Raw genomic sequence first — 20,645 nt, forward strand, 5'->3', positions numbered from 1 at the left:
TATCTTGATGAATCGTCGTTCTATCTCCGCCCTTGCCATCGCCTTTGCGACCAGCGTCATTGCCTATGCGGCCCAGGCCGCCGAGGTCCGGAATATCGTCATCGTCCATGGCGCTCTCGCCGATGGCTCCGGCTGGAGAAAGGCCACAGAAATCCTCGAAAAGCGCGGGTTTAACGTCACGATCGTCCAGCAACCGATCACCTCGCTTGCCGATGACATTGCCGCAACGAACCGTGTCCTCGATCTGCAGCAAGGTCCTGTTTTGCTCGTCGGCCACAGCTATGGCGGCATGGTCATCACCGAGGCGGGCCACAACCCGACTGTCGCAGGCCTTGTCTATGTCGCCGCATTCCAGCCGGACAAGGGCGAAAGCCTGATCAGCCTAGCCAGCTCCAAACCGGCCGGCGGCATGAACATCCGCGAGACGAAGGATGGAAAATATCTCTATCTCGATCCGGCGGCCTTCGCGAACGACTTCGCGGCGGACCTGCCACCGGAGGACGCCGCCTTTCTGGCACGGTCGCAGGTCTTCGCCTCGAAGCAGGCATTCACCGCTAAAGTGGGAGAGCCGGCATGGAAGGTGAAGAAAAGCTGGGCGATCGTCGCCACGCAGGATCGCTCGATCAATCCGGACCTGGAACGCGACATGGCCAGACGTGCGGGCAGCCAGGTGAGCGAGATCGTGGCCAGTCACGCCGTTTTCGCCTCTCAGCCGGAGAAAGTTGCTTCGGTCATTGAAAACGCGGCGCGCCAGCTTTCCGAATGAAGGAAACGTCCCGAAGATTACCAGACATCACGGTGAGCCGCTCCGACCAGGGGCGGCTTTTGCCAGCCGGGGCAAATCACCTGACAGTGGCGAGCACCACGCGTCCCCCTCTCCGGTTTCAACATCATGATGCGGACCGGACCAAGGCGGGCTTTGAAAACGCCTCACCTGTCAGCGTCGACGTAGCCTGAAACAGCGGGGAAATCGGCTGCTGTCAGCAGAACAGTTTTTCCGATAACCCCAACATGTAGCCTATGGGCAAAGACAACCACACGTGACAGAATCCGAATGAATCAGGCGATACAACTTCGAGCAGGTGAACCGGACTTCGCTGACCGAATATCGCCGTCTATCGTTTCGAAGGAGCTAAGGATAGCGGAATGATCGGATCACACGACAGCTTTCTTGTGATCCTTGCCGTGATGATCGCGATGGCGGCGTCTTATACGGCGCTTGATCTTGCGTCGCGAATGTCGGCGGCGGCATCGCGCCTCGCCTCACTTGGCTGGCTTTGCACCGCGTCCATCTGCATGGGCGGTGGAATTTGGGCAATGCATTTCGTGGCGATGCTCGCCTATGTCATTCCCGGCATGGACATCTCCTATGATCTTTGGCTGACCGCGTTTTCGCTGTTGACCGCGATCCTTGTTACCGGAGTGGGATTTTCGGTGGTTGCGCGCGCCGAAACCGGCCCAGTAGCCTTCGTCTTAAGCGGGCTTTTCATGGGATTCGGCATTTTGGCAATGCATTATATCGGCATGGCGGCAATGCGGATGCATGCCGATCTACAATATGATGCGGTCTGGGTACTCGTTTCCGTTTTCATCGCTTTCGCCGCATCCATCGCCGCCCTTTGGCTCGCCTTCCGTGGCGCACGGTTCGTGGAAAAGGTCGTTTCGGCGTTTGCAATGGGTCTGGCCATTTCAGGAATGCATTTCGCGGGCATGAAGGCCGCAATGTTCCACATGCATGGCGGGACGGATGCCCCGGTCGGTGACGGCGTCAACCAGAACAGCCTGGCGCTTGCGATTTCCGGAATTACTTTCCTGATCCTGCTCGCTGCCATCGTCGCGGCAATCTTCGATCGGCGCTTTGCGGCGCTCGCGACAAAGGAAGCCCTTACCCTGAAGGAAAGCGCGGCGCAGTTCCGCTCGCTCTACCGGCGCACGCCGCTCCCCCTGCATGCTCTCGATGCCGATGGCCGTATCGAAGATGTCAGCGACGCCTGGCTGGCGCTGCTCGGATATGATCGGGATTCGGTGATCGGCCGCCCCCTCATCAATTTCATGACGGAAGAATCGGCCCGCCAACGCATTCGTGATTGGCAGCGGCTGCTTGCGGAAGGTGAACTACACGAACGGGAATACCGGCTTGTGAGCCGCCAGGGTGAGTTCATCGATGTGCTTTCCACCTCCCGCATCGAGCGGGATGGCAATGGTGCTTTCATCTGGGCCGTTGGCGGGTTGGTCGACGTCACGGCGCGGCGACGGGCGGAAGAGGCACTCAGGCAAGCGCAGAAAATGGAGGCCATCGGCCAACTGACGGGCGGGGTCGCGCACGATTTCAACAACATCCTGGCCATCATCCTCGGCAATCTCGAAATGATCCGCAAGCATGTTTCCGAAGCAGAGCGGGTCACCCGCATGGTCGACAATGCGATCGAGGGCGCGCAACGCGGCGCGGCGCTTACCCAGCGTATGCTGTCCTTCTCCCGTCGCCAGAGCCTCAGCCCTCAGATCCTGCAGATCCGCGACCTCGTGGAAGGGATGCATGACCTGATCGAGCGGTCACTGGGGCCGAGAATAAGGGTCATCAACCGTTTTCCCGATAGGCTGCCCGCAATCTTTGTAGATCCGCATCAACTCGAGATGGTTCTGCTCAATCTTGTCGTCAACGCCCGCGACGCGATGGAGGGCGGAACAATCATGCTTGCTGCTGACGGGCCGGTTCCGGCGCCCCCCAGCCTCCACGGTGGCTCCTTCGTCTGCATTCGGGTGACCGATACGGGCGCTGGCATGGACGAAGCGACCTTGCTGCGCGCGCGCGAACCGTTCTTTACCACGAAGGGTGTCGGCAAGGGCACGGGGCTAGGTCTCTCAATGGCCAGCGGATTTGCAGAACAGTCCGGCGGCACGCTCGAAATCAGCAGTGAGAAAGGTATCGGCACGACCATCACCGTCTGGCTTCCGGTCGCCAGCGCCACCATGCAGGCGAACGATCGGGCTCGATCGGACATATCCTCTGATCACGTTGTCCGGCTCGACGGGCACACCGTTCTTGTTGTGGATGACGAGGCGCTGATCCTGATCAACACTCAATCCACGCTGCAGGAGCTTGGCGCAACGGTCATTGCCGCAACGACAGCACTGGAAGCGCTGGAACTGTTCGGGCGGCATCCGGAAATCTCCTGCCTGATCACCGATTACGCGATGCCGGGCATGACCGGCGCTCAACTGGCTGCCGCCATCCGCGTCAAGAAGCCGAACCTCCCGATCGTGATCGCGACCGGATATGCTGAGTTACCCGGCGAAATCGCATCCTATGAAACGATTGCCAAGCCGTTCACCGAGGACGCGCTGGGGAAGGTGATCGGACGCGTCATATTCGGAACCAGAGGCGAAGTTGTCCCCTTCGATCGAAGAAGCCGCTGACATCAATCTGCGAAAAGTAAGCCTATCCTGTGTTCCAACGTCACAATCCTACGGCATCCGGGAACAATGCCCATCGAAAACCGTTTCACCCGTTGATGATATTCAACGGAGGATACTCTCATGGGCGTGGAACAAGCCCCGACGAAACAGGGCAAGCAATCGGCTCGCGGCCTGCGCCGCAGCACCGCTGCGGAGGAACGCAAAGTGGAGGCCAGCAAGGGTTCAGACCTGGCAAAGGGTGCCGATCGCGTTGAAGAACGGTCAAAAAGTGCCGATGGCAAAAGCGCCGGCGAAAAACAGACTTCAAGATCGAAAGCTCATTGAGCGATTGCTTCGATCAAGTTGGATCGGGTTAAGAATGCGGCGACTCTTGATCGTCGCCGTGATCTACAGGAAACTGATTACATCAGTCCACCGAGGTTTCGAAACGACCGGATTTCTTCCTCGGAGTGCTCCCCGTCGATGAACACGCGAAAAGCCTTGCCTTGGAATTTCAGCGACTGCGCGGTCTTCAGCGCATCGGGATAGGCAAGCTGAGGCTCATTATGCCGGTCCATGCCATCCGGATCGTTTGAACTCAGAGCCACAACCTGAAACTTGGCAGGCATGTGCGTTTCCTTTCGACTCGACAGGGCGCCACTATCCCTCGTTTCCATCTGACACGAAATTCTTAGACATTACGTCTCGTACGCCTTGCAAGGATTGCGCCTGGTTTAGCCATCGCCTTTTAACGATGTCGTCGATTGCTGAAGCAATATCGTCCGCTCTCCAGTCCGCGTCTTCCATTTCGCGGAACAAAGCGGTCAACTTTCTGTCGAGGATGGAATGCAGGTCATCTTCTGCAGCGTGGCTTTTTTTCATCGGGCGAACCTTCCAACGGAAATGAGAACGGCCGGGCCGGACATAGGTTCCAAGTCAACGGCATGTCCCTGAGAATATCACACCCGCTGGAAAGGTTTCAGAGTGAATCGCGAACCCTGTCCCAGGCATTAAAGAGGTGGCGTCCGAGCACTTCCGACAGCTTCGTCTGGTCGCGCCCTTCCAGCGCCTGTATCATCTCTTCATGTTCGGCGACAGCCGCCGCCCATTTTTCCGGGCCTTCATGACCGATGAAGCGGATACGCTTCAACCGCGTCTGAAGCATGGCGTGGATGTCGGCAAGCGAGGCATTCTGGCCGAGCCGGACGATCGCTGTGTGGATTTCCTGATTGAGCTTGTAATACTGAAGGCGATCACCCGCCTTGTAGCAGTCGATCATCTGGTCGTGAAAAGCCCGCACCTGGGCGATCTCGGCGTCCGTGGCCGTCTCGCAAGCCAGCCGGCCGGCCAGTTCCTCCAGCGTACGCAGGACAGTCAGCATGTCCCGCACGTCCTTCGGGCTGAAGCGCTTCACCACGGCGCCACGGCTCGGCACCAGTTCGACGAGCCCTTCGCTCGCCAGATACTTGATCGCTTCGCGAAGCGGTGTACGTGAGACACCGAGCTGTTCGCCGAGCTGGCCCTCATGCAGGCGCGTGCCGGGTTCAAGATCACCCTCGATGATCATGTCGCGCAAATGGCTGACCAGCGTGTCGTGAAGCGCAGTTCGGCGGATCGGGCCGGCATCGGCGCGGCGTTGCACTGAGGAAATCTCGTCCATTGTCTGTGTATCCGTCCCGCTTCTTGGCGTGAGCGCCTGAATCAACGTCTCCGCATTTTTGAGCATGAAGACTGCCAGTTCCATCGTCAACAAAAAATGCTGCATACAGAATGCAAAAGACTTGATACAAAATTTTGAATGACGTATGAACCTTTCAACAGCAGGAAGCGGAGGACCTTCATCATGACCAACAACACCCAGCGCCCCGTCATCGCGCTCGCCATGGGCGATCCGGCCGGCATCAGCCCGGAACTGACCGCGCGCCTGCTTTCGCTCAGCGATATCCGCGACGCCGCCCATATCGTTGCTATCGGCGACCGCCGCATCCTCGACGAAGGCGCTGCCTGCGCCGGTCTCACACTCGACCTGGCATCGGCTTCGCTGGAAAATTTCGAGGCGGCCGGAACGACTCGCCACGTCTTCATCGATCTCGGCCACCTCGACCCGGCCGACGTGGAGCGCGGGGAGGCAACTCTTGCCGGCGGCACATTCGCCACCCGCAATTTCCGCACGGCACTGGAACTCGCCCATCACGGCCGCGCACAGGCCGTCTGCTTCACTCCCTTCAACAAGAAGGCGATGCGCTATGCCTATCCGGGCTACGACGACGAAATCCGTTTTGTCGCCGACGTCATCGGCTTCACCGGCAAGGTTCGTGAATTCAACGTGCTGGAAAAGGTCTGGAACGCGCGCGTTACCTCTCACATCCCGCTGTCCGAAGTGGCGTCCAGCCTCTCGGTCGAAGCAATCCTTGCCGAGCTGGAACTGACCCAGGCCTGCCTGAAAGATGCGGGATATGATGTGCCCAAGATCGCGGTCGCGGGCCTCAACCCGCATGCCGGCGACGGCGGCAGCTTCGGCATGGAGGAAATCGACATCATCGGGCCGGCCATCGAAGCGGCGCGGGCGCAGGGTTACAATGTCGATGGTCCCTTCCCGGCCGACACGGTGTTCCTGCGCGCCCTGAAGGATGGTTTCCAGGCAGTGCTCACCATGTACCACGACCAAGGCCAGATCGCGATGAAGATGATGGGTTTCGACAAGGGCGTGACGATGATGGGCGGACTGCCCTTTGCGCTGTGCACCCCCGCCCATGGCACGGCCTACGACATTGCCGGCAAGGGCATTGCCGATGTCGGCGCCAGCCGCGAAGCCATCCTGCTTGCTGCCCGCATGGCGAAAAGAAGCGCAGCACAGGCGGCCGCCGCCTGAATTCGATCCGTTTCGACCTATACCGGCGTGGAGGAGGTTCGCGCCGGAACCCATCCAAAGGAGGAGTTAAGATGAAAACGTCCGTCTCTCTTGCATGCATCATGGTTGCCGCCTTCGGCGTTACCAGCCCGGCCTTCGCCTTCGAACCGGATCGTCCGGTCGAATTCGTCGTGACCGCCGGCCCCGGCGGCGGCACTGATATCTTCGCCCGCACGATCCAGGCGATCATCGGCAAGTACGAATTGATGAAGGCCCCGGTCATCGTTACCAACAAGGGCAGCGCGGGTGGCGCGGAAGGCTTCGTCTACACGGCTGGTTACAGCGGCGATGCCTACAAGCTGGCTTTCGGCACCAATAATGCCTATCTCCTGCCCGTTCGCGCCAAGGTCCCCTACAAGTCGGCTGACCTGACGCCCGTTGCGGCGCTTGCCTCCGACGAGTTCATTCTCTGGGTCAACGGCAAGGCCGAAGTGAAGACCGCTGCAGACTTCGTCGCCAAGGCCAAGGAAGCCGGCGACTATAAGGTCGGCGGCAGCCAGTCGAAGGATGTCGACCAGATCCTCACCTCGATGATCAACGACGCGACCGGCGCGAAGCTCGGCTATATTCCGTTCAAGAGCGGAGGCGAAGCGGCCGTTCAGCTGGCAGGCGAGCACATCGCGGCGAATGTCAACAATCCCAGCGAAAATCTCGGCCAGTGGCAGGCCGGGATGGTGAAGCCGCTCTGCGTCTTCAAGACGGAAAAGCTGCAGAGCACCGACAAGGTTGCCGGCGAACAGTCCTGGGGCGACATCCCGACCTGCAAGGACTCCGGGATTCCGATCGAAAGCTATTCCATGCCGCGCACTGTCTGGCTTCCGGCTGGCGTCGACCAAGAGGTGGTGGATTTCTACGCCGGCGTGCTGAAGAAGGTAGCCGAAACGCCGGAATGGGCGAAATATCTTGCTGATACCTCGCAATCGCCGAACTATCTGAGCGGCCCCCAGTTGGCCGACTTCATCAAGGGCAACGAAGCATCCGTCAGCGAAGTGCTGAAGCGTGAAGGCTGGCTGGCAAACTGAACCTCCCAAGGTTCCTCGCGGGCGCCATGATGGCGTCCGCTCCCATCGGAAAGGTCAAACGATGAGTGAGAACAGCACCAGCGGAGTTTCCCGTTTCGCCATGGAGGTGGGCGTCGCCCTCCTGACTGGCGCCTTCGGTATTGCCGTCTGCATTGGGTCTAGCGAGGCTGGAACGGGATGGACGGACATGGGGCCGGATGCGGGATATTTTCCCTTCTATATCGGCCTCTTGATCGCGCTCGGCAGTATCGCAAATCTCGTGGCCGCGCTCATCAAGCATCGCGGCAGCGGCGAGATCAGTTTCGAGGCCGCACGCTTCAAGGTGGTCCTGTCCTTCCTGCTGCCGCTCGTCGCCTTTGCCGGCATTTCCACCTTTCTCGGTCTCTATGTCGGCACGGCGCTCTACATTGCCGGCGCCATGACATTCCAGGGGCGCTACAAATGGTGGATCGGCCCGCCCGCCGGCATTGCGGTCGCCCTCTTCTTCTTCGTCGTTTTCGAAATCGGCTTCAAGGTTCCGCTCCTGAAAGGACCGGTCGAGGCATGGTTCGGGATCTACTGATCCCGCCGCCTTCTTGTCTTTAGGAGGAAAGACATGGAAAATATCGGTCTCCTGATCGACGGCTTCGGCCATATCCTGAGCTTCAACCACATCCTGCTGATGATGCTCGGCGTCACGCTCGGCATTCTCGTCGGAGTCCTTCCGGGGTTGGGTGCGCCCAACGGTGTCTCGCTGCTCCTGCCTCTCACCTTCTCGATGGACCCGATCTCGGCGATCATCCTGCTCTCCTGCATGTATTGGGGCGCGCTGTTCGGTGGTTCGACCACCTCCATCCTGTTCAATATTCCCGGCGAACCCTCGTCCGTCGCCACGACCTTCGATGGCTATCCGATGGCCAAGGCCGGACTGGCGAGCCGTGCGCTGACGCTAGCCTTCGTCTCCGCCGGTATCGGCGCCCTGGCCGGCGTGGTCATGATCACGCTTCTGTCCGGCTGGGTCGCGAATTTCGCCCTGCGCTTCTCGTCTCCTGAATATTTCGCCGTCTATTTCCTGGCCTTCGCCAGCTTCATCTCGATGGGCGCGCAATCGCCCTTCAAGACGCTGGTCTCGATGATGCTCGGCTTTGCGCTGGCCTCGGTCGGCATGGACACGATCTCCGGCAACCTGCGGCTGACCTTCGACATTCCGGAACTGATCAAGGGCGTCTCCTTCCTGATCGCCGTCATGGGCTTGTTCGGCATCGGTGAACTGCTGCTCACGACCGAGGAAGGCCTGCGCTTCGAAGGAATCAAGGCGCGCGTACGCCTCTCGGAAATCGGCCGCACGCTGGTGGAAATGCCGCGCTACTGGTTCACCATCCTGCGCTCGACCATCATCGGCATCTGGATGGGCGTCACGCCGGCCGGGCCGACTGCAGCCTCCTTTATGAGCTATGGCGTTGCCCGCCGGTCGGCCCGTGACAAATCGATGTTCGGCAAGGGCGACCCGCGCGGCATCGTTGCGCCAGAAACCGCCGATCACTCGGCCGGAACCTCTGCGCTCCTGCCGATGCTGGCGCTCGGCGTGCCGGGTTCGGCCACGGCAGCGGTAATGATGGGCGGACTGATGATCTGGGGCCTGACGCCTGGTCCGACCCTGTTCACCGACCGTCCGGATTTCGTCTGGGGCCTGATCGCCTCGATGTATCTCGGCAATATCGTCGCCGTCATCCTGGTGCTTGCCACCGTGCCGCTCTACGCCTCGATCCTGCGCGTGCCGTTTGCCATCATCGGGCCGATCATCGTCGCCGTGATCTTCTCCGGCGCCTATCAGGTCGCCAATTCGGTCATGGATATCTGGCTGGTGATTGGCTTCGGCATCCTGGGCTACATTTTCAAGAAGCTCGATTATCCGCTGGCGCCGCTCGTGCTGGCCATGGTTCTCGGGGACAAGGCTGAGGATGCCTTCCGGCAATCGATGCTGATGTCGAACGGTTCACTGTCGATCTTCTGGTCGAACGGCCTCGTCACCGGCCTGATGGCGCTCGGGCTGGCACTGCTACTCTCGCCGCTGGTCTTCTGGCTGATCGGGCTTGCCCGTGGCCGCAAGACCGAAATCGAGACCAGCACCCACGATGGCAAACCGGCGGTCTGAACGACCGCCGACCCTCCCGAAATCGCAAGGAAAGCACCATGACAGCCGAACCGCGTCGATGGAACAGAGAAACCTGGCCGATCGCGGCCGCAATGATCCAGTATCCCGGCTTTCTCCCGGATGGCCGGTCCGTTCAGGACCAGTCCGTTGAGGAATGGGCAGCGACGCTCGACGATGTCGTCGACGCCGGCTTCACCGAGCTCGACCCAACCGACAGCTGGCTGCGGCTGGCCGATCTTCCGGCGTCACGACTCGACGATTTCATGAGCCTCACCCGGTCGCTGGGGCTGACTGTCCCGGCCATCTCCACCTCCCGCCGCAGTGTCATCGACGCCCGCGACGGCGATGCACACCTGGCCTATGGGCATCGGGTGATCGATACGGCAAAGGCGATCGGAGCAGGCTCCGTCTCCTTCGGCCTGTTCGAACCGCTGACATCAGCGCAGAAGAAGGCACTCTGGTTCTGGACTGTCGATGGCGCGAAGAACCCGGATGATCCGGCCATCTGGCAAAAGGCGGTGTCGCGCATCCGCGAACTCGGCCGCCACGCAGAGGAACTCGGCATCGAGGTTTCGCTCGAAATGTATGAGGATACCTATCTCGGAACGGCCGACAGTTCCGTTCGCTTCGTGACGGATGTCGGCCTTGCCAATGTCGGCATCAACGCGGATCTCGGCAACCTTATCCGCCTGCACAGGCCTGTGGAGCACTGGCAGGAGATGATGGCCAAGGTCGCGCCGTATGCCAAATATTGGCACGTCAAGAACTACACCCGCACGGAAGATCCGGCATCGGGCGTGACCGTGACGCATCCGGCACCACTCGAATCCGGGATCATCAATTATCGCACCGCAATTCGGATGGCGTTTGCGCATGGCTTTTCGAGCCCGTTTCTTTGTGAACATTATGGTGGTGACGGGCTTTCCGTCGGCGCCACGAACCGCGACTATCTGAGGCGAATCCTGCCTCGCGACCAAGGACACAAGCCATGACTACGATCTTCGACGCTCCGGAGGAATTTGCCTCCACTGCCCTGGCCGGTTTTGCCGCGATCTACAGCCGCTATGTCCGCCATGTGAAGGGCGGCGTGGTCAGATCGACCAAGGTGCCGAAGGGCAAGGTTTCGGTCGTCATCGGCGGCGGCTCCGGGCACTACCCGGCGTTTGCAGGCTATGTCGGTCCCGGCCTTGCCGATGCCGCGGTGGCCGGCGACGTCTTTGCATCGCCATCGACGGCAGCTGTTGCGCGCGTTTGCCGTCACGCCGACCAGGGCGGCGGCATCCTACTGGGCTTTGGCAACTATGCCGGCGACGTTCTGAATTTCGGCGTTGCGGCCGAGCGGCTTCGGGCAGAGGGCATCGACGTCCGGATCGTGCCGGTCACGGACGATGTCGCGAGCGCTGCCGCCGAAGAAAGCACCAAGCGCCGCGGCATTGCCGGTGACCTGGTGGTCTTCAAGATCGCGGGCGCGGCAGCGGAAGCCGGCATGAACCTCAATGAGGTCGAGCGCGTGACGCGGCTTGCCAACGGCCGCACCGTGTCTTTCGGCGTTGCGTTCAAGGGTTGCACCCTTCCCGGCGCGCCTGCCCCGCTTTTCACCGTTCCGCACGGCCAGATGGCGCTCGGTCTCGGCATTCACGGTGAACCCGGCATCAAGGAAGAAAAGATCGTTTCGGCCAGGGATCTGGCCAAGCTGCTGACCGAAAAGCTTCTCGTCGAACGCCCTGCCGGGACGAAGAAGGTCGGCGTTGTCCTGAACGGCCTCGGTGCCACGAAATATGAAGAGCTGTTCGTGCTCTGGACGACAATTTCTGGACTTCTCGCCGATGCCGAACTGGAGATTGTCGCACCGGAAGCCGGTGAATTCGTCACCAGTCTCGACATGCAGGGCTGCTCGCTGACACTGCTCTGGCTGGATGACGAACTGGAAACGCTGTGGTCGGCGCCCTGCGATACGCCGGTGCTGCGGCGTGGTGCGTCCTTTGCCACCGAACCGGCGACCGACGCTATCGAGGACGCCGACGGACAGAGCGTGTTTGCCCCCTCTTCCGCAGCGTCGAAGGCCGCAGGCGTTTGCATCGGCGGCCTGCTGTCGCAAATCGCCGGGGCATTGAAGGATGCCGAGGAAGAACTCGGCCGGATCGATGCGCAGGCGGGCGACGGCGATCACGGACAGGGCATGCGTCGCGGCTCAGCGGCGGCATTGGATGCGGCAAACGCCGCCGTTGCCGAAGGTGCCGGGGCGGCCAGCGTCCTTGCCGTGGCCGGCGATGCCTGGGCCGATCGGGCCGGTGGCACATCCGGTGCGATCTGGGGATTGCTGCTTCGTTCCTGGAGTAATGCGCTGAGCGACAACGAGGCCATCGAAAAGGACGCCGCCGTCAAGGGTGCGCGACTGGCGCTCGATGGCGTCACCCGTCTCGGGCGGGCGCGGGTAGGCGACAAGACGCTCGTTGATGCATTGGTCCCATTTGTCGAGGCGCTGGAACGAGAAGCCGCCGGCGGGAAGTCACTGACAGAAGCCTGGGCGGCGGCGGCAAACGCCGCAACGGCTGCTGCGGACGCAACATCTGCGCTGACGCCCAAACTGGGCCGTGCCCGTCCTCTGGCTGAAAAGAGCATCGGGCACCCGGATGCCGGTGCGATTTCATTGGCGATGGTCACCCGGGTGGCGCGGGATTATCTCTCCCGCCAATAACTTGACTAGCTGGCGCGTCAGTTGTGGCGCGCCAATTCCTTCTCGATCGCCGAAACCAGCCGGCGATCATCCGGCGTGACATCCGGTGCGAACCGGGCGGCAACCTGACCGTCGCGGCCGATCAGAAATTTTTCGAAGTTCCACAGCACGTCGGCCGGATCGTCGGATACGACGCCATAGCCCTTCAGACGCTCGCGCATCGGCCCTTCACCGATCGCCTCGGGCGCTGTTTCCGTCAAGCTCTGATAGAGCGGATGGGCGCTAGCGCCCTTGACGGAGATCTTGGCGAAGATCGGGAACTGCACGTCGTAAGTGCTGGTGCAGAATTCGACGATTTCAGCCTCGGTGCTGGGCTCCTGCCCCATGAAATCGTTCGCCGGGAAAGCCAGGATGACGAGGCCTTCGTCACGCTTTGCCTCGAACAGTTTCTCCAGTCCCTCATATTGAACCGTCAGTCCGCATTTCGAGGCGACGTTGACGACGAGCATCACACGACCGCGATATGCCTCAAGCGTCGTCTGGCTGCCGTCCGCTGTCTTGACCGGGATATCCAAGGGGGACGATGTCACGATTTTCCACTCCGCTTCAACGACGTTTCAATGGCACCGGCGTCAGTTCTCCGCTGCGCCGATCATTCGTGGTCGTTGAATATCCGGTAGAGGATGCCAAGTCCACGCTGACCGTCGCGATTGCCGATCGCGGCCAGCGCCTCGAACACCTGACGCGCGTCCGCGTAGCGTTTCAGTTTCAGATAGGCGTAGCCCCGAAGCGACAGAAGGTCCGTCCGTTCCGGCCCGATCTGCTTCAACTGGTCAAGAACAAGGATTGCTTCACGCGCACGTCCGGCATCGAAGGCGGCCACAGCCTTGTCCGCAAGAATAGCGCTCTGAAGCTCATAGGCCCGTTTGCGATTCTGCGGTGCCTTGACGGCGGAAACCGCAGCCTTGCTCGCCAATCCGGCACGCAGATAGGCGAGGCTCTGGCCATAGGCGGCGTCTTCGCGGGTCTTGGCGGAGGAACCGAGCAAGCCGACCTCGAAAGCGGCCGCTGCTTCCATCGGTCTGTTCATCTCCATCAGGCACCAGCCGCGTGTCAGGGCTGCTTCCGGTGCAAGCATCTGTGGGTCAACGGTTGTCTTGCATCCACGTCCCGTGTTCGCGGTCCCGCGTGGGCGGACACGCTCGACAACGATCTCGGTTTCCTGTGGCTCACCCGCCACGACGACAACTCGGGCCGCCGGTCTACGTGCCTGGCCACCAACAACGGCAGCTTCCTCGGTGGCGGGCACCTGCAACTCGGTCGTCTTCTCTTCCGTTTGTTCTTCCTCGCCGGCTCTGGCGATGCGCTCAGAACGTCCGGCCCAAAGCCGCTGAATTTCGGCCAGGCCCTTTGCATCCTCCACCTGAAGATAGGTGACGGCGAGACCATAGGCAGACGGCTCGTCATCGAGTTTCCAACCGAGGGCGGTCTTGAACCACTTGATTGCCGTCTGCGGCTGGTTGAGCGCGCGCGCATACCAGCCGAATTGCTGCGCAGTGGCCGCATCCCGCGATTTGATCGTTTCCGTGGCAATACGTTTGAGGACTTCGCTCTTGATCGACGCGGGTGGATCGAGCGCCAGCAGGTTGGCGGTTGCGGCAAGATAGACCGCCTTTGCATCCTCGGATGTATCGCGCCAACGATACATCGCATCCTCCGCATCCTGCGGTACGCCACGATCAATCAGGACAAGCGACAGGCCTTGGGACGCAGAGGCTGAATCCTCCTTGTCACGGGCGCGGCGGAACCACTTCTCGGCATCCTCCATGTCGCCCCGCGGCAGGTAGTACCAGCCCAGTAGCAAGGCGTCAGACGCAAGGCCGCCGGTTTCCGCAAGCCGCTCGACGCGGGACACGTATTCCGGTGAAACAACGATCTTGCCGTCCGCATTGGCCTCGGCAACAAAGCGGCGCGCGAGATCGTCGCGGATACTGTCAAATTCCCTTGCTCCATCCGGCGCGACTTTTTCGCGGGTCAGAAGTGCCTCGATATCCTTGGCAGGAAGGAGAGCCGCTGCTTTCTGAACAGTGGCAAGCCGCTCCGCGCTGTTCTGGCAATTGGCAAGAATATAGGTGTAGGCGTCATTGGCCCGCTGCGCCTTGTTGGTGCGAAAAAACGCTTCCGCGACGCGCCACAGGACATCGACTTCGCTACACGTCAAGAGGCTCGGCGTTTCCGAACCGATCCGAACCACCGTTTCGTATTGCTTTAGATCGGAGGCATTGATCAAGCGCGTGCGCGCCTCCGCTACGGCCAAGCGGTCGATCAGGTCCGCCGGGGCTTTCCAGGCGGGTTCTGCTGCCTGCCGCTCGGCAATTGCCTTGCGGACATCGGTGTAGCGCCCCTGCGCATAGAGGTCCCACATCGTTTCAAGCTGCTTGTCCTCGTTCTGAGGTATAGCCAGCGGATCCTTGGGAGGCGTCCAGTCGGGATAGAGCGCCTTCAGGCGGGAAATTTCGGCTTGCAATCGCGCGGTATCGCCACGGCTCGCAAAATAACGCAGAGCGCTTTCGTCCACCTTCTTGTCCATCGCAGCCGTCACCACGGTATCGACGGGCGGCTGGACCGGCCGCTTCACTTCCTGAAAGACCGGCGCCGGCTTTTTCTCTGCGGGCGCCTCGACCTTCTGCTCCGCAACGCGCGTTACAAACGGCGTACGCTCCTCCTCGCCCGCCGGGGAAAACACGCTGATGATATGCTTCACATAATCAGGCTTCTTCACGCTGACAACGCCGACGGCGATAATCGCTGCTGACAAAGCGATGAAGGTCGACTTCATAAGCACTCCGGCTGACTTGCAGCGATAAACGATAACCCCAGCAGATGGAGCGTCGAAGGATAATAAAGCGTCGGCGTGAACTGTTTGAGATCTGCCGGTAGCCTCGTTTTGTCCACTACACAGGCCAGAATATGGTTAATAATTCGATAACCTGGATCGGAATGGTTGCTCCTTATGTTCCCGCTTTCCAAATCAATGGTTGTAAATGTGCCGTTTGCGCTGAAGGTTTGCCGGCGAAACCGGTCGAGCAGTTGCCGGTCTGTAAAGCCGGCACGCACGAGGTAAAGCGGGATGCGCAAGGCGTTGTAGCCATACTCTGCCGGGAAGCCCTCCGCTGGTTTCGGCGGAGACATCAGCGAAACCCAGTCTGCGGGCAATTGCTTTGGGCCGAAGTGGAAATCAGTGATGAGAGCAATGCCGTCGTTACGCAGCTTTGCCCATTCGGGCGATGGCGCCAACTGGTCAAGGACAGGAAAGGCTTCGAAAATCCAGTAGGATGGATTGACCACGGGGCCGTCTTTTCGATCGCGGGCCGAAAACCCTGTAGCGGCGGGCAGAAGCGCACTTCGGTCTCCCTGATGGAGAAGTGTGCGGTCAAGGATGGCGCGGGCGATGCGAGAACCCGCTTGGGTGTAGTCGGGTCTATTCCATTGCCGCCCGGCGAGACCGAGCGCATAGGCAATCAAAATATCGCCATCCGTCGCATTGTTGATGTCGGTAATATGCGGTTTTGCGGCTTCGCTCCATTTCCAGGCGGCAAGTCCGTCGTCACGCAGCAACAGTTCCGTCTGTGTGAAAGACCAGATGAAATCGAAATCCGGCTGGCTGCCGGCGAGCACTGCGAGAAGCAGCCCATAGCCCTGCCCTTCGCTATGGCTGATGCCGCCATTGCCATCATCGATGATCCTGCCAGACGGATCGAGAAATTTGGCCTTGTACGCACTCCATGCCTCGGCTGCGATGACAGGCTGCTGCGCCGCGACTGGGGCAACTGCAAGGCAGACGCCGAATATGCCTGCAAGAAGCGCTGCAAGCATCCTGCCCATCATTTTCTCCGTCCGAGATTGGTCAGCAGCGCTGCAGTCGCAAGCCCGAGAAGAACGCCCAGTGCCGAAAGCAGCATGGCGTAGGACAGGATGTTGGTCGACAGCCAATTGGCGGCGATCAGCCGATAGTTCGAAACCGACGCCGGCTGGGTGGGCATGAAGTTGAATGCGTTCACCGGGACCGTTTCGACAGTCTTCGTGCCACGTCGATAGGTGGTGATGTGGCCTGCAAGCTGCGACCAGTTGGCGAGCGTGCTGACCGCTTCGACGCCTTCGCGCAAATCCCGCCCGCTGGGAGCGGCGACTACGGACCACGTGCCCGTCCCGTCCGGGCTCGCCCCTTGCGCAATGAGCAGCGACGCTTCGTTCGAGGGCGTGAAGCTGCTCTCGGTGGTCGGCGCAAAACGCAGCGACGACAAGGAGATGTCGAAATTGCGTTTCACCCAGTCCTCAAAGGAACTGATCTGTCCACTCCAAATGCCCCCACGCAATTTCTGCCGCCATTCATCGAATGTCGCCTCCGTATCGACTCCCTCCGGTTCGTCGCCTGGATCGGGTCCCCACGTGTTGCGGGCGGTTTCGGCAATATTCATCCGGGTGAAAACCATCTGCGGCATCTGCGAGAGCGAACCGATGAAGATCGCGCTCCTGTTGCCGATTAGGGCCGGCGATGCGATGGTTTCGACCGGAATCGGGTGCCCGGCGCCGACGGCCATGCGTCCGAGAACCGTTGCCGCCGCGGACAGCGTGTCGGCATCGACCCGGTCGATGGAAAGCGGAATGGCTTCTTGGCTCCGATTATAGGGGAAGCCCGTTCCCGACAGGGCGGCCAGGTTCGGCAACTGACCGATGCGAGCGAAATCCGGCATGTGGAATTCAGACGTATCGAATAGTGCGAAACGCGGCGTCTCCACCCCGGTTGCACCCGGAGCGCAAACCTTGTCATCCTCGGTCTCGATAAGGGCTTCGATGGCGATCGTGTTCACGCCCGGCCGGAAATGCCGCATCGTCACGTTGATCGGCAAATGCCGCAGGATACCGCCGCCGGAAGAGGTGATCGGGACAGTCGAGGCGATCGAACCATTGACATAAATGTCGACATGGCTGCCCGGCAGCACTGCTTCCGAATAGGCGGCATCGAGTAGGATGAGAGCCGTTCCATAGGCGTCCGCGTAGAAATCGGAGGGGATACCAACAGTAAAATTCGTACGGAAACGACGACCCGAAAATTGCTCGGTCTTCAGGCCAAGCTGGGCGAAGCTGAGCCGGGTGTCCGCAAAGAGGAAGGGCGCATCCGGAGACCGCCAGTTTTGTGTTGCCAAGAGTTCGCGACGCGTGGTCACGTCGACATCAGTCGACGCGACGATACTCTCGATCGCAGTTTGGATGGCCTGCCATGTCGGCCCGCTGAGGACGAGGATGGGCGATCCGGTGTTGGGGTCCGTTACAAATCCTGCAACCGGCGCCGAGGCAGCTCCCAAAGGCACGGTTGACAGAAGCGGCTGGATTTCGGCCGGTGTCCCCACCAGGACCGTCATCTCGCCGGCCTTGGGTGCCGGCAGTCCCTGTGTCTCGAAGGAAAAGGCCTGGTTCGGCATATTGGCGAGCAGCGCCAGACCTTGCGAAAGTCGCATCAGCGGTATCGTCGCTCCCGGCTGCTCCAATGCGGGCACGATGAAATTGAACCGCGTCAGTCCATTCTCATCGACACCGATGGCACGAATGTCGTCGGAACTCTGCAGCGCTTGGGCCGAATTATCGGCAAAACTCAGATAGGTCCTTTGCGCATCGATATTCGACCAGAGTTCATAGGTCGATTGAACGGTGCAATCGGTGCGGTGGCGCTGGTTCGCGCGCAGCCGGATCAGATTGGCGCCCGGCTTGAGCAGCCCTTTCGGGATATCGAAGCTCAGGTCGGACACGGAGTCGGGTGAACGCACGGGCTCGTCGGCCATCCGGGCATTGTTGACCTCCAGGGAGAGGCGCGACACTTCCGGTGCGACGAAGATGGAATTCTGATAACCGATATTCAGCTTTGAGCCGATAGCCGCCTGCTGCGGCGTCAGATAGACGGACCATGTGCGGTCGTCGAATTCACCGGTCAATCCGAGATTGCCGTTGGGCAGGATGAACCGGTGGAACGGTTCGGCCGCGGTTGCGGACGGATCGGCTTGAGTATCCGTAACACCTGTCGCCGGTGTGTCGCCGGCCCCCGCGCCATCCGCCGGCACTGTAACGGCAGGTGTATTGGAAACAGGGCTGTCGGCCGGTCGGTCCGGCGTCATGTCGAACGGCAGCGTCTGGGCATGCACCGAAACATGCGAGAGGGCGAGCAGCGCGAACGCAAGAACGACGGATCGCCTCATTTCTTTGCCTCCGCCAGCCTGCGCGCCTTGTCGCGTGCGGCCGGATTGCTGAAGAAATAGAGAAGACCGCGCGTGGTCTGGTAGAAGGCCAGGCCGAAGAACCAGATCGTACCGCGAAACAGGCCCGGATTGCCCCGGCGCGACAGCTGGAACTGGGTCCATTGCTGCGAGTTCGCGAAGATCAGGTCTGCGACGAGGCTGTGATGGCGCGCCACTTCCGGCAGGTAAAGGCAGCCGATGGTGATGATGTCGCCGGCGACCGACGTATTGCGGACCGCGACGGGAAGGATTTCCTCGGTATCGCCGCCATGGGTCTTGAACCGGATCATGCCCCGCGTATCGACTGGTAGCGACGCAAGATTCTTGGCAAAGACATTGACGCGAGCACCGTTGGCGGACACATCGTCGATCGTGGCCGGATACCACTGGTCGTCCAGCCCGAATTCGCAGCGCCGTGTCACCTTTACCCTTCGCGTCGCACTGTACTCGCCACGCTCCGACACGACGCCGAGCGCACAACCGGCGAGAATAAGGTTCAACAGGTTCCAGCCTCCGACCACCAGCGTCACGTCGGCGGTGTAAGGTACTGTGTAAACCCGGTAGACGGTAACCACCAGCGCAAGCAGCAGAACAGCAAAGATAACGAAGAATGGGCGGCTGATTTCCGACAGGCGGCTAACGAGAACGGACTCGTCCTTCGCCGTCACCTTGAAGCTTGGTTTTCGCGGATTGAGGATCGCGGACACGACGGCTGGCAACAGATGAATCGTCTGCACGTATTCATAGAGTTCCGAGATCCAGGGCCAGCGGAACGATCCATAGAGATAGTTCTGCATCATCAAGTTCACGAGCATGTAAGCAAGCGTGTAGCCCAGAAACTCACCACCGGACGCGGTGAATATCTCGAGATCGAAGAACAGATAGCAGAGCGGCGCGAAGAGAAAGATCGTACGCGGAAACGGAAACAGCCAGAACAGTGTCGATGAGGTGTAGCAAAGCCGTTGCGGGATCGACAGGCCGCGCTTGAGCGGCGGAAACTTGAACCGCAGGATCTGCATCATGCCCTGCGCCCAACGGCTCCGCTGGCCAATGAAGCTGGCGAAGGTTGCCGGCTGCAGCCCGGCAATCAGCGGGCGATCGACATAGACGCTGTTCCACCCGCTGGCATGCAGATCGATTGCCGTCTCGCAATCTTCGGTGATGCTGACACCACTGAACCCACCGGTCTGCTCAAGTGCCTTACGGCGCAAAACCGCTGCCGAGCCGCAGAAGAAGGAGGCGTTCCACTTGTCGAGACCGCGCTGGATGATGCCGTAGAACATTTCGTTCTCGCTCGGCATCCGCTCGAAGGTTCTGAGATTTCGCTCGACAGGGTCGGGGTTAAGGAAGAAGTGTGGCGTTTGGACGAGGAAAAGCTTCGGGTCGTCCTCGAAATATCCGACGGTCTCCAGGAGAAAATCACGCGCCGGCGCGTGGTCGGCATCGAAGATCGCGAGCAATTCACCCTGCGAATGGGCCATGCCGTTGTTGAGGTTGCCCGCCTTGGCATGTTCATTTCGCTCGCGCGTCAGGTAATTCACGCCAAGTTCGTGGCAAAGGACCTGCAAATCCTGATGCCGCGCCTTCGCCCCTTGGTCCTCCAAGAGATTGGCCGAGTTACGCTTCTGGACGGTACCGCCGTCATCCAGCAGCCACACTGTCAGTTTGTCAGCGGGATAGTCCATTGCCTTGGCGGCGGCCAGCGTGTTGGCGAGCAGGGCCTCGTCCTCGTTATAGGTCGGAACGAACACATCGACGCTGGGATATTTGCCCTCGGATGCCGCGCGCGACGGACGCGGGGGCAGCGGCATGGCGACGACGAACAGGCTGAGTGCCAGCATCGTAACGCTGTACATTTCGGCGAGGTAGAGCAGGAAGCCGGGAATGAAATTCTCAAGCTGGTTAAGCGGCGGCAGCGTGCTGGTGGTGCGCCAGTAAACATAGCGCATGACGATCGCCGTACCGAAGGCAAGCGCCGTCAAACGCCAGATCCCTTCAGCTCGCAGGATCTTGATGACCGCCATGAAAGTGACGACAGTGATGCTGGCGATCAACTGGGTCTGCAGATTGATCGGAAGGCTGACCAGCGCGAGCAGGCAAAGGGATGTTATTCCCCAGAATAGAATAATGCCGGCCTTGCGCATGGTTGCTGCCTTTCACGAGGCCGACCGATGCTGCAATGCTGGTCGACTTTAGCCTGAATGCCGCGGTCGAC

The 20,645-nt window shown here is 60.5% G+C and carries 17 protein-coding genes; 9 read left to right on the plus strand and 8 right to left on the minus strand.

Annotated features, from left to right (window positions below; genetic code table 11):
- Positions 1-7: 7 nt before the first annotated feature.
- The 3 genes from ASG68_RS04795 to ASG68_RS04805 all read left to right on the plus strand — a co-directional run bounded on the left by ASG68_RS04795 (position 8) and on the right by ASG68_RS04805 (position 3,741).
- Positions 8-766, plus strand: a complete 759-nt coding sequence (locus ASG68_RS04795; protein WP_062584996.1) for an alpha/beta fold hydrolase — start codon at positions 8-10, stop codon at positions 764-766.
- Positions 767-1,146: 380 nt separating this feature from the next.
- Positions 1,147-3,417, plus strand: a complete 2,271-nt coding sequence (locus ASG68_RS04800; RefSeq protein ID WP_062609146.1) for an MHYT domain-containing protein — start codon at positions 1,147-1,149, stop codon at positions 3,415-3,417.
- A gap of 120 nt (positions 3,418-3,537) precedes the next feature.
- Positions 3,538-3,741: a hypothetical protein gene (locus ASG68_RS04805; protein ID WP_062585000.1), complete on the plus strand. Its 204-nt coding sequence runs from the start codon at positions 3,538-3,540 to the stop codon at positions 3,739-3,741.
- 77 nt (positions 3,742-3,818) lie between these two features.
- Here the strand turns inward: ASG68_RS04805 and ASG68_RS04810 are convergent, their stop codons facing one another.
- From ASG68_RS04810 to ASG68_RS04820, 3 genes are all read right to left on the minus strand, one after another.
- Positions 3,819-4,025: a hypothetical protein gene (locus ASG68_RS04810; protein ID WP_062585002.1), complete on the minus strand. Its 207-nt coding sequence runs from the start codon at positions 4,023-4,025 to the stop codon at positions 3,819-3,821.
- A gap of 31 nt (positions 4,026-4,056) precedes the next feature.
- Complete coding sequence (locus ASG68_RS04815; RefSeq protein WP_062585005.1) at positions 4,057-4,278, minus strand: hypothetical protein; 222 nt, start codon at positions 4,276-4,278, stop codon at positions 4,057-4,059.
- A 97-nt stretch (positions 4,279-4,375) separates the two neighbouring features.
- The gene (locus tag ASG68_RS04820; protein WP_062585812.1) at positions 4,376-5,056 is read right to left on the minus strand and encodes a GntR family transcriptional regulator; all 681 of its coding nucleotides are present in this window, start codon (positions 5,054-5,056) and stop codon (positions 4,376-4,378) included.
- 183 nt (positions 5,057-5,239) lie between these two features.
- Between ASG68_RS04820 and ASG68_RS04825 the strand changes: the two genes are divergently transcribed.
- The 6 genes from ASG68_RS04825 (at position 5,240) to ASG68_RS04850 (ending at position 12,161) form a co-directional block, all read left to right on the plus strand.
- A complete protein-coding gene (locus tag ASG68_RS04825; RefSeq protein WP_062585007.1) occupies positions 5,240-6,268 on the plus strand; it encodes a 4-hydroxythreonine-4-phosphate dehydrogenase PdxA in 1,029 nt (342 codons plus the stop codon).
- A gap of 71 nt (positions 6,269-6,339) precedes the next feature.
- Positions 6,340-7,329, plus strand: coding sequence for a Bug family tripartite tricarboxylate transporter substrate binding protein (locus tag ASG68_RS04830; protein WP_062585009.1), 990 nt, complete (start codon positions 6,340-6,342; stop codon positions 7,327-7,329).
- A gap of 61 nt (positions 7,330-7,390) precedes the next feature.
- Positions 7,391-7,891: a tripartite tricarboxylate transporter TctB family protein gene (locus ASG68_RS04835; RefSeq protein WP_062585011.1), complete on the plus strand. Its 501-nt coding sequence runs from the start codon at positions 7,391-7,393 to the stop codon at positions 7,889-7,891.
- A gap of 33 nt (positions 7,892-7,924) precedes the next feature.
- Positions 7,925-9,463, plus strand: a complete 1,539-nt coding sequence (locus tag ASG68_RS04840) for a tripartite tricarboxylate transporter permease (RefSeq protein WP_062585014.1) — start codon at positions 7,925-7,927, stop codon at positions 9,461-9,463.
- 38 nt (positions 9,464-9,501) lie between these two features.
- Positions 9,502-10,455, plus strand: coding sequence for a sugar phosphate isomerase/epimerase family protein (locus ASG68_RS04845; RefSeq protein WP_062585015.1), 954 nt, complete (start codon positions 9,502-9,504; stop codon positions 10,453-10,455).
- Positions 10,452-12,161: a dihydroxyacetone kinase family protein gene (locus ASG68_RS04850; protein ID WP_062585018.1), complete on the plus strand. Its 1,710-nt coding sequence runs from the start codon at positions 10,452-10,454 to the stop codon at positions 12,159-12,161. Before ASG68_RS04845 ends, ASG68_RS04850 begins: the two co-directional genes overlap by 4 nt.
- Positions 12,162-12,178: 17 nt before the next feature.
- Here the strand turns inward: ASG68_RS04850 and ASG68_RS04855 are convergent, their stop codons facing one another.
- The 5 genes from ASG68_RS04855 to bcsA form a co-directional block, all read right to left on the minus strand.
- The gene (locus tag ASG68_RS04855) at positions 12,179-12,730 is read right to left on the minus strand and encodes a glutathione peroxidase (RefSeq protein WP_062585020.1); all 552 of its coding nucleotides are present in this window, start codon (positions 12,728-12,730) and stop codon (positions 12,179-12,181) included.
- 62 nt (positions 12,731-12,792) lie between these two features.
- Entirely contained in the window at positions 12,793-14,979 is a 2,187-nt protein-coding gene (locus ASG68_RS04860) for a tetratricopeptide repeat protein (protein WP_062585022.1), read from the minus strand.
- On the minus strand, positions 14,976-16,025 hold the full coding sequence (locus ASG68_RS04865; protein ID WP_062585024.1) for a glycosyl hydrolase family 8: 1,050 nt from the start codon (positions 16,023-16,025) through the stop codon (positions 14,976-14,978). The genes ASG68_RS04860 and ASG68_RS04865 overlap by 4 nt, the downstream gene beginning before the upstream one ends.
- Positions 16,025-18,391 (minus strand): cellulose biosynthesis cyclic di-GMP-binding regulatory protein BcsB, encoded by a 2,367-nt coding sequence (locus ASG68_RS04870; protein WP_062585026.1) that lies wholly within the window; start codon positions 18,389-18,391, stop codon positions 16,025-16,027. Before ASG68_RS04870 ends, ASG68_RS04865 begins: the two co-directional genes overlap by 1 nt.
- Complete coding sequence (bcsA, locus tag ASG68_RS04875) at positions 18,388-20,574, minus strand: UDP-forming cellulose synthase catalytic subunit (protein ID WP_062585028.1); 2,187 nt, start codon at positions 20,572-20,574, stop codon at positions 18,388-18,390. The genes ASG68_RS04870 and bcsA overlap by 4 nt, the downstream gene beginning before the upstream one ends.
- Between the last annotated feature and the right edge of the window lie 71 nt (positions 20,575-20,645).

The sequence above is a fragment of the Rhizobium sp. Leaf453 genome, assembly GCF_001425605.1.
Lineage (GTDB): Bacteria > Pseudomonadota > Alphaproteobacteria > Rhizobiales > Rhizobiaceae > Pararhizobium.

Coding starts and splice junctions, on each gene's coding strand:
- ASG68_RS04810 (WP_062585002.1), bottom strand. CDS start 4,025: ATGCCTGCCAAGTTTCAGGTTGTGGCTCTGAGTTCAAACGATCCGGAT.
- ASG68_RS04850 (WP_062585018.1), top strand. CDS start 10,452: ATGACTACGATCTTCGACGCTCCGGAGGAATTTGCCTCCACTGCCCTG.
- ASG68_RS04865 (WP_062585024.1), bottom strand. CDS start 16,025: ATGGGCAGGATGCTTGCAGCGCTTCTTGCAGGCATATTCGGCGTCTGC.
- ASG68_RS04840 (WP_062585014.1), top strand. CDS start 7,925: ATGGAAAATATCGGTCTCCTGATCGACGGCTTCGGCCATATCCTGAGC.
- ASG68_RS04835 (WP_062585011.1), top strand. CDS start 7,391: ATGAGTGAGAACAGCACCAGCGGAGTTTCCCGTTTCGCCATGGAGGTG.
- ASG68_RS04820 (WP_062585812.1), bottom strand. CDS start 5,056: ATGGACGAGATTTCCTCAGTGCAACGCCGCGCCGATGCCGGCCCGATC.
- ASG68_RS04830 (WP_062585009.1), top strand. CDS start 6,340: ATGAAAACGTCCGTCTCTCTTGCATGCATCATGGTTGCCGCCTTCGGC.
- bcsA (WP_062585028.1), bottom strand. CDS start 20,574: ATGCGCAAGGCCGGCATTATTCTATTCTGGGGAATAACATCCCTTTGC.
- ASG68_RS04815 (WP_062585005.1), bottom strand. CDS start 4,278: ATGAAAAAAAGCCACGCTGCAGAAGATGACCTGCATTCCATCCTCGAC.
- ASG68_RS04870 (WP_062585026.1), bottom strand. CDS start 18,391: ATGAGGCGATCCGTCGTTCTTGCGTTCGCGCTGCTCGCCCTCTCGCAT.
- ASG68_RS04800 (WP_062609146.1), top strand. CDS start 1,147: ATGATCGGATCACACGACAGCTTTCTTGTGATCCTTGCCGTGATGATC.
- ASG68_RS04845 (WP_062585015.1), top strand. CDS start 9,502: ATGACAGCCGAACCGCGTCGATGGAACAGAGAAACCTGGCCGATCGCG.
- ASG68_RS04795 (WP_062584996.1), top strand. CDS start 8: ATGAATCGTCGTTCTATCTCCGCCCTTGCCATCGCCTTTGCGACCAGC.
- ASG68_RS04825 (WP_062585007.1), top strand. CDS start 5,240: ATGACCAACAACACCCAGCGCCCCGTCATCGCGCTCGCCATGGGCGAT.
- ASG68_RS04805 (WP_062585000.1), top strand. CDS start 3,538: ATGGGCGTGGAACAAGCCCCGACGAAACAGGGCAAGCAATCGGCTCGC.
- ASG68_RS04860 (WP_062585022.1), bottom strand. CDS start 14,979: ATGAAGTCGACCTTCATCGCTTTGTCAGCAGCGATTATCGCCGTCGGC.